Source organism: Kitasatospora sp. NA04385, from assembly GCF_013364235.1.
GTDB lineage: Bacteria > Actinomycetota > Actinomycetes > Streptomycetales > Streptomycetaceae > Kitasatospora.
Map to the genome: position 1 here is coordinate 2,709,064 of NZ_CP054919.1, position 13,188 is coordinate 2,722,251.

The 13,188-nt window shown below is 73.9% G+C and carries 9 protein-coding genes; 5 read left to right on the forward strand and 4 right to left on the reverse strand.

Going from position 1 to position 13,188, the window contains the following annotated elements; genetic code table 11:
- Positions 1-118: 118 nt before the first annotated feature.
- The gene (locus HUT16_RS11795; protein ID WP_176188027.1) at positions 119-1,801 is read right to left on the reverse strand and encodes a chitinase; all 1,683 of its coding nucleotides are present in this window, start codon (positions 1,799-1,801) and stop codon (positions 119-121) included.
- A gap of 351 nt (positions 1,802-2,152) precedes the next feature.
- Here HUT16_RS11795 and HUT16_RS11800 point away from each other — a divergent pair, with 351 nt between their 5' ends.
- Positions 2,153-5,371: a S41 family peptidase gene (locus tag HUT16_RS11800; RefSeq protein ID WP_176188029.1), complete on the forward strand. Its 3,219-nt coding sequence runs from the start codon at positions 2,153-2,155 to the stop codon at positions 5,369-5,371.
- A 17-nt stretch (positions 5,372-5,388) separates the two neighbouring features.
- On the opposite strand, the gene HUT16_RS11805 is transcribed toward HUT16_RS11800, so the two are convergent.
- Positions 5,389-5,838: an Lrp/AsnC family transcriptional regulator gene (locus HUT16_RS11805; protein WP_176188031.1), complete on the reverse strand. Its 450-nt coding sequence runs from the start codon at positions 5,836-5,838 to the stop codon at positions 5,389-5,391.
- 93 nt (positions 5,839-5,931) lie between these two features.
- Here HUT16_RS11805 and HUT16_RS11810 point away from each other — a divergent pair, with 93 nt between their 5' ends.
- Positions 5,932-6,729 carry an LLM class flavin-dependent oxidoreductase gene (locus HUT16_RS11810; RefSeq protein WP_176188033.1) on the forward strand — a complete coding sequence of 266 codons (798 nt, stop codon included), beginning with the start codon at positions 5,932-5,934 and terminating at the stop codon, positions 6,727-6,729.
- Positions 6,726-7,178, forward strand: coding sequence for a nucleoside deaminase (locus HUT16_RS11815; RefSeq protein WP_176188035.1), 453 nt, complete (start codon positions 6,726-6,728; stop codon positions 7,176-7,178). The genes HUT16_RS11810 and HUT16_RS11815 overlap by 4 nt, the downstream gene beginning before the upstream one ends.
- 277 nt (positions 7,179-7,455) lie before the next feature.
- On the opposite strand, the gene HUT16_RS11820 is transcribed toward HUT16_RS11815, so the two are convergent.
- Positions 7,456-7,674: a hypothetical protein gene (locus tag HUT16_RS11820; protein ID WP_176188037.1), complete on the reverse strand. Its 219-nt coding sequence runs from the start codon at positions 7,672-7,674 to the stop codon at positions 7,456-7,458.
- 88 nt (positions 7,675-7,762) lie between these two features.
- On the reverse strand, positions 7,763-7,942 hold the full coding sequence (locus HUT16_RS11825) for a hypothetical protein (RefSeq protein WP_254897767.1): 180 nt from the start codon (positions 7,940-7,942) through the stop codon (positions 7,763-7,765).
- A 274-nt stretch (positions 7,943-8,216) separates the two neighbouring features.
- On the opposite strand from HUT16_RS11825, the gene adhE reads away from it, so the two are divergent.
- Positions 8,217-10,880, forward strand: coding sequence for a bifunctional acetaldehyde-CoA/alcohol dehydrogenase (gene adhE / locus HUT16_RS11830; protein ID WP_176188041.1), 2,664 nt, complete (start codon positions 8,217-8,219; stop codon positions 10,878-10,880).
- Positions 10,881-10,895: 15 nt separating this feature from the next.
- Positions 10,896-13,175, forward strand: a complete 2,280-nt coding sequence (gene pflB / locus HUT16_RS11835) for a formate C-acetyltransferase (protein WP_176188043.1) — start codon at positions 10,896-10,898, stop codon at positions 13,173-13,175.
- Positions 13,176-13,188: the final 13 nt, after the last annotated feature.

Genomic DNA, 13,188 nt, shown 5'->3' on the forward strand with positions numbered 1-13,188 from the left:
GGCGCGCCTGCCACCCCGGTCGACCAGCGGCGTTCCGGACCGGCCCGGCCCCGCGCGACGGCCGGAGCCGGCCACCCCCCGCGGGGGGTGGCCGGCTCCGTCGGTGCCGTGCCGGGTCTCAGCCGAAGTAGCTGTGGAAGTTCTTCGAGAACTCGTTGTTGTTGTAGTTGTCCCAGTTGATCGACCAGGTCATCAGGCCGCGCAGGTTCGGCTGCTTGCCGGCCCGCGGGGTGTAGGAACCGCAGCCGGTGCCCTTGGTGAGGCAGTCCAGCGCCTGGTTGACCACGGACGGGGCGACGTAGCCGTTGCCGGCGTAGGTGTTGGCGGGCATGCCGATCGCGACCTGCGAGGGCTTGAGCGCCGGGAACATGTTGTTGGTGTTGCCGGCCACCGGGAAGCCGGTGAGCAGCATGTCGGTCATCGCGATGTGGAAGTCCGCGCCGCCCATGTTGTGGTACTGGTTGTCGAGGCCCATGATCGAGCCCGAGTTGTAGTCCTGGACGTGCAGCAGGGTCAGGTCGTCGCGCAGGCCGTAGATGACCGGCAGGAAGGCGCCGGCCCGCGGGTCCTGGCCGCCCCAGGGGCCCGAGCCGTAGTACTGGTAGCCGAGCTGGACGAAGAAGGTCTCCGGCGCCATGGTGAGCTGGAACTTCGCGCCGTACTTGGCCTTGAGGGTCTTCACCGCGGAGATCAGGTTGGTGATCACCGGGGTGGTCGGGTTCTTGAAGTCGTTGTCGCCGGTGTTCAGCGACAGCGAGTGGCCCTCGAAGTCGATGTCGAGGCCGTCCAGGCCCCACTTGTCGATGATCGCGGAGACCGAGTTGACGAAGTTGTCGCGGGCGGCGGTGGTGGTGAGCTGCACCTCGCCGTTCTGGCCGCCGATCGACAGCAGCACCTTCTTGCCCTTGGCCTGCTTGGCGGCGATGGCCGCCTTGAAGTCGGCGTCGGACTCGACGCCCGGGCACTCGGTGACCGGGCAGCGGTTGAAGTGGATGTTGCCGGAGGTGATGGAGTCCGGCTCGCCGAAGGCCAGGTCGATGATGTCCCAGCTGTCGGGGACGTCCGCCATCTTCAGGTAGCCGGCGCCGTTGGCGAAGCTGGCGTGCAGGTAGCCGACCAGGGCGTGGCCGCCGGGCGGCGGCGGGGTGGTCGGCGAGCTGGAGGTGGACGGGCTGCCGGAGGGCGACGCCGAGGTGGACGGGCTGCCGGAGGGCGAGGCGGAGGCCGAGGGCGACGGCGAGGCCGACTTGGAGGGGCTCGCACTGGCACTCGCGCTGGCGGAGGGCGAGGCCGGCGCGCCGGGGCCGTCCAGCGAGACGTCGTCCGCGTAGTAGGTGCCCTGGCCGTACCAGCCGTGGGTGAACACGGTGGCGGAGGTCTGGGTGGCGGTGGTGGTGAAGCTGATCGAGAGCTTCTGGTAGGCGCCGCCGGTGCTCGGCGTCCAGGTCGAGGTGCCGCCGTTGACGCCGAGGTAGACGTAGGCGCCGTTGACGTACGCGCTGAGCGTGTACGTGGTGTTGGGGGCGACCGCGACGGTCTGGGTGCACTGGGCGGTGTCGGACGCGGACGCGGCGCCCGCGAGCGCGTAGGTGCCGGTGTGGGCGTGGCCGGTGACCACGGAGCCGGTCGAGCCGGTACAGGTCCAGGGGTTCAGCGAGTTGGCCTCGAAACCGCCGTTGACCAGGAACTCGCCGGCCGAGGCCGACCCGGCCAGGCCGAAGCTGAGCGCGACGGCGCCCGCGGCCGCCACCGCCCAGGCCGTTCCGGCGGCCAGCAGCCGCTTCCTGCGGGGAGTACGCATGTGGGGATGCTCCTGCCTCTGTGTGGGGGACGCCCTCCTCCGTCCCGCCGGGCTGTGGGGTTCCCGGCCGGGGCGTGCCGCCGCACCGGCACCCACCCGGGGAGTTGGACTAGACCACTGAAGCGGCTGTGACTCCCCCCTGTCAATGGACGGGAGAGCACGGTTCAGTGACCCGCCGTCAGCCGCTCCCGGAACCCGCCGGGGCCCCGCCCCGGGCCGCCGCCCCGTCGGGCGCCGGGCGCCGCGGGGCCGCCGGCACCGCCGGCTCCCCCGCCCAGATCCGCCGCGTTCCCCTCCCGCCGTTCCCGGGTCGCGTTTGCGGGCCCCGGCGGCTGATCGAACCATGGAAGGGTGTCCGGATACCTGCGGTACCCCCATGTACGCGGCGGTCTGCTCGCCTTCACCGCCGAGGACGACGTCTGGGTCGCGCCGCTGGCGCCGGACGGCGGGGTGGGCCGGGCCTGGCGGGTCAGCGCGGACCGGACCAGGGTCAGCCACCCCAGGCTGTCGCCGGACGGCTCGGTGCTGGCGTGGACCAGCTGGTTCGCGCTGACGCCCGAGGTGTTCACCGCGCCGGTGGACGGCGGCCCGGCGACCCGGCTGACGTACTGGGGCAGCCAGGACACCCGGGTGCGCGGCTGGCTGCCGAACGGCGAGGTGCTGGCGGTGACCTCGTACCACGAGCCGTTCGCGCACTACGCCTGGGCGTGGGAGCTGCCGCCCGACGGCGCGCCGGGGCGGCGGCTGCCGTGGGGGCCGGTCGCGGACGCCCAGGTCGGCGAGGGGCACACGGTGCTGCTGACCGACGCGGCGCCGCACGAGCCCGCGTTCTGGAAGCGCTACCGGGGCGGCGCGACCGGCCGGCTCTGGGTGGACCACGACCTGCTGCTGCCCGGCCTGCCCGGGCACCTGGCCTCGCCGATGCCGGTGGCCGCCGCCGACGGCACCCGGATCGCGTTCCTCTCCGACCACGAGGGCGTCGGCAACCTGTACTCGGTCCGCCCGGACGGCACCGGCCTGCGCCGGCACACCGACCACGCCTCGTACTACGCCCGGGAGGCCGCCGGCGACGGCGTCCGGGTGGTCTACCAGCACGCCGGGGACGTCTGGCTGCTCGACTCGCTGGACGCCCCCGCGCCGCGCCGCCTGGACGTCCCGCTGGGCGGCGCCCGGGCCGGACGGCGGCCGTACCAGGTCGGCGCCGCCAACAACGTCAAGGACCTGGCCTGCGACGCCACCGGCCGGGCCGGGGTGCTGAACGTGCGCGGCTCGCTGTACTGGCTGACCCACCGCGACGGCCCGGCCCGGGCGCTGGCCGACACCCCGGGCGTGCGCTGCCGGCTGCCGCTGGTGCTCGGCTACGGCAACCAGGCCGCCTGGGTGACCGACGCCGACGGCGAGGACGCGATCGAGATCGCCGCGCTGCCCGGCAAGGACGCCGCGGACGAGCGCCCCCCGCACCGGCGGATCGCCGGCGGCCGGATCGGCCGGGTCCAGGAGCTGGCCGCCGCCCCGGACGGCGGGCGCCTCGCGGTGGCCTGCTCGGACGGCCGGCTGCTGCTGGTGGACACCGCGGACGGCGCGGTCACCGAGGTCGCCGCGTCCCGGTTCGGACCGGTCTCCAGCCCGTCCTTCTCCCCCGACTCGCGCTGGCTGGCCTGGTCCGAGCCGGTCGCGGGCCGCTCGCTGCGGGCGATCCGGCTGGCCCGCACCGACCGGCCGGAGCACCAGGTCGCCGTCACCGGCGGCCGCTTCGAGGACGAGCACCCGGTGTTCACCCGGGACGGCCGCTTCCTGGTGTTCCTGTCCTGGCGCGGCTTCGACCCGGTGCACGACGTGCACACCGGCGACCTGTCCTTCCCGCTCGGCTGCCGCCCCTACCTGGTGCCGCTGGCCGCCGACACCCCGTCCCCGTTCGCCTCGCCCGCCGAGGGCCGCCCGCCGATCGGGCTGGACCCGGAGGAGGCCACCGGCGACGGCACCGTGCACGTCGACGAGGAGGGGCTCGGCAAGCGGCTGGTGCCGTTCCCGGTGATCGCCTCCAAGTACTCGGCGACGGCCGCGGTGCGCGGCGGCGTGGTGTGGCTGCGCTGGCCGATCTCCGGCGCGCTCGGCCAGACCTTCGCCAATCCGGAGGACACCTCGGGCCGCCCCGCCCTGGAGCACTTCGACCTGGCCCGGGGCCGCCGCACCACCCTGGTCGAGCAGCTCGACGGCTTCGCGGTCTCCGCGGACGGCTCGGCGCTCTCGGTGTTCTCCGGCGGCGCGCTCAAGCTCTACCCGCTGGCCGCCCCCGGCGCCCCGCTCGCCGTCGACCTGCGCCGGATCACCCACACCGTGCACCCGGCCGCCGAGTGGCGGCAGTCCTACGCCGAGGCCGCCCGGATCGTCGCCGACCAGTTCTGGGACGAGGGCATGTGCGGCCTCGACTGGCCCGCCCTCACCGCGCAGTACGCGCCGCTGCTGGAACGGATCGCCTCCCCCGACGACTTCGCCGACCTGCTGCGCGAACTCCTCGGCGAGCTCGGCACCTCGCACGCCTACGTCACCCCGTCGCGCCGCGGCGAGGGCCCGGCCATCGCCCAGCAGCCGCTGGGCCTGCTCGGCGCCAACGCGCACCGCGACCCCGAGGGCCGCTGGCTGGTCGACCGGATCCTGCCCGGCGAGTCCTCCGACCCCAAGGCCCGCGCCCCGCTGGCCGGTCACGGCCTGCACGACGGCGACGAGCTGCTCGCCGTCGACGGCCGCCCGCCCGACCCGGTCCGCGGCCCCACCCCGCTGCTCGCCGGCACCGGCGGCACCACCGTCGAACTGACCGTCCGCCACGACGGCCGCACCCGGCGCATCGCCGTCACACCGCTCACCGACGAACGCCCCATCCGCTACCAGGACTGGGTCGCCAAACGGCGGCAGCTGGTGCGGGAGTTCAGCGACGACGCGTGCGGCTACCTGCACATCCCCGACCTCGGCGGCTCCGGCTGGGCCCAGTTCAACCGGGACCTGCGCTCCGAGCTCGCCCGCCCCGCGCTCGTCCTGGACGTCCGGGGCAACGCGGGCGGCAACGTCTCCGAACTCGTCCTGGAGAAGCTCCACCGCCGCGTCCTCGCCTGGGACTTCACCCGCGGCCGACAGCCCGTCCGCTGGCCCCGCGACGCGCCGCGCGGCCCGGTCGTCGCCCTCGCCGACCACGCCACCAGCTCCGACGGCGACGTCATCATCACCGCCATCAAGACGCTCGCCCTCGGCCCGGTGGTCGGCAGCCGCACCTGGGGCGGCGTGGTCGGCATGACCGGACGCCACGCGCTGGGCGACGGCACCCAGATCTCCGTCCCCAAGAACGCGAGCTGGTTCACCGACGGCATCGGCTTCTCGGTCGAGAACCGCGGCGTGGACCCCGACATCGAGGTGGTCCGCACCCCGCGCGACTGGGCCCGCGGCGAGCACACCGACCTCGCCGCCGCCGTGGACCTCGCCCTCACCCTCCTCACCGCGACCCCCGCCGCCGCTCCCCCGCCCCCCGGCACCCCCCGCCCCGACCTCCGCCGCCCCCCGCTGCCGCCCCGCCCCTGAGACCCGCCGCGCGGGGCTCAGTGCGGGCGGGACGGGCCCCGGTAGGGGAGGGTCTGGCGGTAGACGACGCTGGTGGTGGTGGAGCCGAAGGTGCAGAGTTCGTCGACGAGGGTCTCCAGGTGCTCCATGGAGGTGGCGGCGAGCTTGAGGGTGTAGCAGTCGTCGCCGGTGGTGCGCAGGCACTCCAGGATCTCGCGGCGTTCGGCGAGCAGCCGGTGCAGGGGCTGGTGACGGCTGCCGGGGTACTTCAGCCGGACGACGGCCAGGACGGGGTAGCCGATCCGGGCGAGGTCGACCGCGGCGTGGTAGCCGGTGACGACGCCCCTGGCCTCCAGGGCGCGCACCCGTTCGGCGGTGGCCGAGGCGCCGAGGTTCACCCGCCGGCCCAGTTCGCTGATCGGCAGCCGGGCGTCCGCCTGCAACTGCCCGATGATCGCCCAGTCGATGTCGTCGAGGTCCCCGGCCATCCGGCGATGCTACCGGTGGATCCACGGCGGAAGGGATCGAACACCGGGAATCGCCCATTCACCGGCTGCCGCTTGCCCGGATAGCCTCGCCGCATGCAACTGGGCGTCAACGTACCGAACTTCGGACCCGGCACCGATCCCGGCGTGCTGCGCGGGTGGGCGCGGACCGTCGAGGAGCTGGGATACGACCTGCTCATGGTGTCCGACCACGTGGCCGTCACCCCGGACGTGGCGGAGCGCTACCCGGAGCCCTTCCACGAGCCGTTCACCACGCTGTCCTGGCTGGCCGCGCAGACCACCCGGGTGCGGCTCGGCACCACGGTGCTGGTGCTGCCGTACCGCGACCCGCTGCTGACCGCCCGGATGGCCGCGGGCCTGGACCGGTTGAGCGGCGGCCGACTGGTGCTCGGCGTGGGGGTCGGCTGGGCCCGGCAGGAGTTCGCGGCGCTCGGGGTGCCGTTCGCCGAGCGCGGGCGGCTGACCGACGCGTGCCTGCGGGTGCTGCGGGAGTCCGGGCCCGCCGGGACACCCGTCTGGGTGGGCGGGCGGAGTCCGGCGGCGCTGCGCCGGGCCGCCCGGTTCGGCGACGCCTGGCACCCGCTGCGGCTGACCCTGCCCGAGATGCGGGACGTGCTCGCCGCGCACCCGCTGCCCGGCTTCGCCCCGCGGATCGCGTTCCGGCTGACCCCGGCGCCGGCCACCGGGGCCGACCGGCCCGCCGGGACCGGCACCCTGGAACAAGTACTGGACGACCTGCGGCAGTTGCGCGCGCTGGGCGCGCAGGCCGTGGTCCTCGACCCCTACCACGGCGACCCGGAGGAGACCCGCAGGCCGGAGGCGGCCTGGCGGGACCTGGCCGCGGTGGCCGCCCACCGGAAGGAGACCGCGTGATCACCCCCGCCGACGAGGTCCTGCTGCGCCGTGCCGTCGCCCTGGCGGCCCGGGCCGTCGACGCGGGGGACGCGCCGTACGGTTCGCTGCTGGCCGCCCCCGACGGCACGGTGCTCGCCGAGGCGCACAACACCGTGCGACGCGACCGCGACGTCACCGCCCACCCGGAGCTGAAGCTCGCCCGCTGGGCGGCCCGCGAGCTCGACCCGGCCGAGGCCGCCCGCACCACCCTCTACACCAGCTGCGAGCCGTGCGGGATGTGCGCGGGCGCCCTGGTCCGCTCCGGTCTCGGGCGGGTGGTGTTCGCCCTGTCCACCGAGCAGTTGGTGGGCCTCAACCCGGCCTCCGGCGACTGGCCCGAGCTCGTCCGGGACGGGCCCGCGCTGTTCGCCGAGGCCGGTGCGCCGATCGTGGCCTACTACCGCCAGGGCCCGCCGCCCGCCCGGTGACGCCGGGTCGGCCGCTGCGCCGCGAGCGGCGGCGGACGCCGAGGCCGGGCGCAGGACGTCGCCGGGTGGTGTGCGGGGCGCGCTGNGGGTCGGCCGGCCCTCCCCGGGCCCGTCCCCGCGCGGCAGGGACGCTTCCGGCCCGACGTCCGTGCGCCGTACGTCGTGTGCCGTGCGCCGCGCGTCCGTGCGCCCGCCGCCACCGGCGCGTCACGGCGCGCGGACGCCGGTGCCCGTGGCGGGCACCGGCGTTCCGGGTGCGCGGGGCCGGCTCCGGGGGTCAGCCCCAGGGGTCGCCCTCGGCGGTCATGTTCGCGGCGGCCTCGCGGTCCTCGCGCTCCTGCCGGATGCGGCGTTCCGCGTCGTCGCGGGCGCGTTCGACCCCGTCCCCGAAGGCGTCCGGGGCCCCGTCGTGGGCGAGTGCGGCGCGTTCGGTCGAGTCGGGCGGCGCGGCGTCCGCCGGGGCCGCCTTGTGGCGGAACCTGTCGAAGATGCCCATGGTCTCCTCCTCGGGTGGGCGTCCCCCTCCTGCCACGGTACGCCGCGTGGGACGGACCCGGTCCGGGTCCGTCCCACGCGGCGGCCGCTCAGGAGGACTCGCCCTCCTGCTGCTGGTCGTCCGCGGGCTCCTGGCCGTGCGGCATCGTGCCCTCGGCCTGCTCGCGGGCCTTCTGCTCGGCGTCCTCGGCCTTGGAGCCGTGGTCGCCGAGCGCCGACTTGGCCTGGTCGGCGAGGTCCTTCGCCTTGTCCTTGAACTGGTCGCTCATGCCCATGTCTCCTCCTCGGATGTCGCGGACAACGGGCTGCGTCCACCCTCGCACCGGCCCGGACGGGTCGCATCCGGAGCTCCGCCCGTCCGGCGCAGGGCCGCAGGGCCGCAGGGCCGCAGGGCACGGCGGAAAGGGCTGTTGGTCCCGGGCCGGGCGCGCCCAACGGCCGTAGCGGCCTCACGCCGTCCGGACGGACAGTGGTGTGGTCAAGCCGGTCCCGGCAGCGCCGCCGGGGCGCCCCGCAGCCGCACCCCCAAGAGGTGAGCGCGCCATGTCCCGCAGAGAGCCCCCGACCCCCGGCACCACCGGCACCACCGACACCCCCGGCACCGATGCGCAGCAGGAGGCGGCCGCCGTCGACGTGCTGGTCCGCAACGGCCGCACGGCCCTGGCGGAGTACGCCGGTTTCACCCAGGAGCAGGTGGACCGGATCGTGAAGAAGGCCTCGCTGGCCGCGCTGGCCGCGCACACCCGGCTGGCGGCGCTGGCCGTCGAGGAGACCGGGCGCGGGGTGTTCGAGGACAAGGCGGTGAAGAACGTCTTCGCCTGCGAGAACGTCACCCACGTGATGGACCGGATGAAGACCGTCGGGGTGGTCTCCCGCGACGAGATCGACGGGATCACCGAGATCGCCGAACCGGTGGGCGTGGTCGCGGGCGTGACGCCGGTGACCAACCCGACCTCGACGACGATCTTCAAGGCGCTGATCGCGCTGAAGACCCGCAACCCGATCGTGTTCGGCTTCCACCCGGCGGCGCAGCGCTGTTCGGCGGAGGCGGCCCGGATCGTCCGGGACGCGGCGGTCGCGGCGGGCGCCCCGGCGCACTGCGTGCAGTGGATCGAGCGGCCGTCGACGGCGGCGACCGGCGCGCTGATGAACCACCCCGGCGTCGCGACGATCCTGGCCACCGGCGGCAACGCGATGGTGCGGGCGGCCTACTCGTGCGGGAAGCCGGCGCTGGGCGTGGGCGCGGGCAACGTGCCGGCGTACGTGGAGAAGAGCGCGGACCTCAGGCGCGCGGTGAACGACATCGTGCTGTCGAAGTCCTTCGACAACGGGATGATCTGCGCCTCCGAGCAGGCGGTGATCCTGGACGCCGAGGTGTACGACGCGGCGCTGGCGGAGTTCCGGAAGCTGAAGGCGCACCTGGCGACGCCGGAGCAGAAGGCGCTGCTGGAGCGGTACGTGTTCGGGGTCGGCGAGGGAACGGACTGCGCGGGCGCGCGGCTGAACGCCGAGGTGGTCGGGCGGTCGGCGCCGGAGATCGCCGCGGCGGCGGGTTTCGAGGTCCCGGCCGACACCTCGGTCGTCCTGGCCGAGGTCGGCGAGGTGGGCGAGGCGGAGCCGCTGACCCGGGAGAAGCTGTGCCCGGTGCTGGCGGTGCTGCGGGCCGACGGCCGCGCGCAGGGCCTGGAACTGGCCGCGCGGATGGTGGAGTTCAACGGCCTGGGGCACTCGGCGGCGGTGCACACCGAGGACGCGGCGTTCGCCGAGGAGTTCGGCACGGCGGTGAAGGCCTGCCGGATCATCTGGAACGCGCCGAGCTCGCAGGGCGGCATCGGCGACGTCTACAACGCGTTCATGCCCTCGCTGACCCTGGGCTGCGGCAGTTACGGCCACAACTCGGTGTCGGGCAACGTCTCGGCGCTGAACCTGGTCAACATCAAGCGGATCGGGCGGCGCAACACCAACATGCAGTGGTTCAAGGTCCCGCCGAAGATCTTCTTCGAGCGCAACTCGATCACGTACCTGACCGACATGCGCGGCGCCCGCAGGGTCGTCGTGGTGACGGACCGGACGATGGTGGAGATCGGGCACCTGGACCGGATCCGGGACGTGCTGTCGCGGCGCACCGAGCCGGTCGAGGTGCGGGTGGTGGACTTCGTGGAGCCCAACCCGAGCATCGCCACGGTGGAGCGGGGCGCGGAGCTGATGCGCGACTTCCGGCCGGACACCATCGTGGCCCTGGGCGGCGGTTCGCCGATGGACGCGGCCAAGGTGATGTGGCTGATGTACGAGCACCCGGAGGTCGAGTTCGCGGACCTGAAGGAGAAGTTCTTCGACATCCGCAAGCGCGCCTTCGCCTTCCCGGACCTGGGCGAGAAGGCCAAGCTGGTGTGCGTCCCGACCACCTCGGGCACCGGCAGCGAGGTGACCCCGTTCGCGGTGATCACCGACCCGGAGAGCGGCCAGAAGTACCCGCTGGCGGACTACGCGCTGACCCCGACGGTGGCGATCGTCGACCCGGCGCTGACCACCGACCTGCCGAGGGCGGTGACGGCGGACTCCGGCTTCGACGCGCTGACCCACTGCATCGAGGCGTACGTGTCGGTGTACGCCAACGACTTCACCGACGGCCTGGCGCTGCAGGGGATCCGGCTGATCTTCGAGAACCTGGAGGCGGCGGTCGTCGACGGGCCGAACGCGCCGGTGGCGCGGGAGAAGATGCACAACGCGGGCACGATCGCGGGCATGGCGTTCGGCTCGGCCTTCCTGGGCGTGGTGCACGCGATGGCGCACACCCTGGGCGCGACCTTCCACGTGGCGCACGGGCGCACCAACGCGCTGCTGCTGCCGCACGTGATCCGCTACAACGGGTCGGCGCCGGGCAAGGTGACCAGCTGGCCGAAGTACCGCAGCTACGTGGCCCCGGAGCGCTACCGGCAGATCGCCCGGACGCTGGGCCTGCCCGCCGGGACGCCGGAGCAGGGCGTGGCGTCGCTGGCCGCGGCGGTCGAGGAGCTGCGCGACCGGGCGGGCATCCCGCGCTCCTTCAAGGAGGCCGGGGTGGACGAGGCGGCCTTCCTGGCGGCGCTGCCGCAGCAGGCGATGAACGCCTACGAGGACCAGTGCGCGCCGGCCAACCCGCGGATGCCGATGCTGGCCGACATGCAGCGGCTGATGACCCGGGCCTACTACGGCGAACAGAACTGAGAAGGGACACCCGAGATGACCACCTCGCAGCAGCGGCAGCACCCGGAGCGCACCCGGAGCGGTGCCTGGGACGGCTTCAAGGGCGGCCTGTGGCGGGACGCGATCGACGTCCGCGACTTCATCCAGCAGAACTACACCCCGTACGAGGGCGACGGCGCCTTCCTGGCCGGTCCGACCGAGCGGACCTCGGCCCTCTGGCGGAGGATCGCCGCGCTGTTCCCCGAGGAGCGCGCCAAGGGCGTCCTGGACGTCTCGTACGACACCCCGTCGACCATCACCGCGCACGCCCCCGGGTACGTCGACCGGGAGAACGAGCTGATCGTCGGCCTGCAGACCGACGCCCCGCTGAAGCGGGCGATCATGCCCAACGGCGGCTGGCGGATGGTCGCGGGCGCGCTGGAGACCTACGGGTACCCGGTCGACCCGGAGCTGGAGAAGGTCTTCACGGTCCACCGCAAGACCCACAACGCGGGCGTCTTCGACGCCTACACCCCCGCGATCCGGGCCGCCCGCAAGGCCGGCGTCGTCACCGGCCTGCCGGACGCGTACGGGCGCGGCCGGATCATCGGCGACTACCGGCGGGTCGCCCTGTACGGCGTGGACCGGCTGATCGCCGCCAAGCGGGAGGAGAAGGCGTCCCTGGACGCCGCGCCCGCCGACCCGCGCGCGCTGGAGGAGACCATCCGGGAGCGCGAGGAGATCGCCGAGCAGATCCGCGCCCTGGGCGAGCTGAAGACGATGGCCGCGAGCTACGGGCACGACGTCTCGGGGCCCGCGCGGGACGCCCGGGAGGCGGTCCAGTGGCTGTACTTCGCCTACCTGGCGGCCGTGAAGGAGCAGAACGGCGCGGCCATGTCGCTCGGCCGGACCTCGACCTTCCTGGACGTCTACCTGCAGCGGGACGTCGACGCGGGCGTGCTGACCGAGGAGCGGGCCCAGGAGCTGGTCGACGACTTCGTCATCAAGCTGCGGATCGTCCGCTTCCTGCGCACCCCCGAGTACGACGAGCTGTTCTCCGGCGACCCGACCTGGGTCACCGAGTCGATCGGCGGCATCGGCGCGGACGGCCGCCCGCTGGTCACCCGCACCTCGTTCCGCTACCTGCAGACGCTGTACAACCTGGGCCCGGCGCCGGAGCCGAACATGACGGTGTTCTGGTCGCCGAGGCTCCCGCGGGGCTTCAAGGAGTTCTGCGCGCGGGTGTCGATCGACACCTCCAGCGTGCAGTACGAGTCGGACGAGCTGATGCGCCCGCGCTTCGGCGACGACACCGCGATCGCCTGCTGCGTCTCCGCCATGGAGGTCGGCAAGCAGATGCAGTTCTTCGGCGCCCGGGTCAACCTCGCCAAGACGCTGCTCTACGCGATCAACGGCGGCCGGGACGAGAAGTCCGGCGAGCAGGTCGGCCCGGCCACCGGGGCGATCGAGTCCGAGGTGCTGGACTACGACGAGGTGCTGGCCCGCTTCGACCAGCAGCTGGAGTGGCTGGCCGAGACGTACGTGCACGCGCTGAACGTCATCCACTACATGCACGACAAGTACGCCTACGAGCGCCTGGAGATGGCGCTGCACGACCGGGCGGTGCGCCGCACCATGGCCTGCGGCATCGCCGGGCTGTCGGTGGCCGCGGACTCGCTCTCGGCGATCAGGTACGCGAAGGTCCGCCCGGTGCGCGACGGGAGCGGCCTCGCGGTGGACTACGAGGTGGAGGGCGAGTACCCGGCGTACGGCAACAACGACGACCGGGCCGACGAGCTGGCGGTCCGGCTGGTCGAGGAGTTCATGGGGAAGGTGCGCAAGCACCCGACCTACCGGGGCGCCGAGCACACCCAGTCGGTGCTGACCATCACCTCGAACGTGGTGTACGGCAAGAAGACCGGCGCCACCCCGGACGGCCGGCGGGCCGGGCAGCCGTTCTCGCCCGGCGCCAACCCGATGAACGGGCGCGACACCCACGGGTACGTGGCCAGTTCGCTGTCGGTGGCCAAGCTGCCGTACGACGCGGCCGAGGACGGCATCTCGCTGACCAACACCGTCACGCCCGACGCGCTGGGCCGCACCCCCGAGGAGCGGGTGCGCAACCTGGCGGGCGTGCTGGACGGGTACACGGCCGTCGGCGGGTTCCACATGAACGTCAACGTGCTGGACCGGGAGACCCTGCTCGACGCGATGGAGCACCCCGAGCAGTACCCGCAGCTGACCATCCGGGTCAGCGGCTACGCGGTCAACTTCGTCCGGCTGACCAGGGAACAGCAGCTCGACGTCGTCAACCGCACCTTCCACGGCTCGCTCTGAGCGCCCGCCGACG

Excerpts from the sequence above, each read along its gene's own strand:
- HUT16_RS11795 (WP_176188027.1), bottom strand. The coding sequence starts at position 1,801 with ATGCGTACTCCCCGCAGGAAGCGGCTGCTGGCCGCCGGAACGGCCTGG.
- HUT16_RS11805 (WP_176188031.1), bottom strand. The coding sequence starts at position 5,838 with ATGGCCGGGGACCTCGACGACATCGACTGGGCGATCATCGGGCAGTTG.
- HUT16_RS11810 (WP_176188033.1), top strand. The coding sequence starts at position 5,932 with ATGCAACTGGGCGTCAACGTACCGAACTTCGGACCCGGCACCGATCCC.
- HUT16_RS11820 (WP_176188037.1), bottom strand. The coding sequence starts at position 7,674 with ATGGGCATCTTCGACAGGTTCCGCCACAAGGCGGCCCCGGCGGACGCC.
- HUT16_RS11825 (WP_254897767.1), bottom strand. The coding sequence starts at position 7,942 with ATGAGCGACCAGTTCAAGGACAAGGCGAAGGACCTCGCCGACCAGGCC.
- adhE (WP_176188041.1), top strand. The coding sequence starts at position 8,217 with ATGTCCCGCAGAGAGCCCCCGACCCCCGGCACCACCGGCACCACCGAC.
- pflB (WP_176188043.1), top strand. The coding sequence starts at position 10,896 with ATGACCACCTCGCAGCAGCGGCAGCACCCGGAGCGCACCCGGAGCGGT.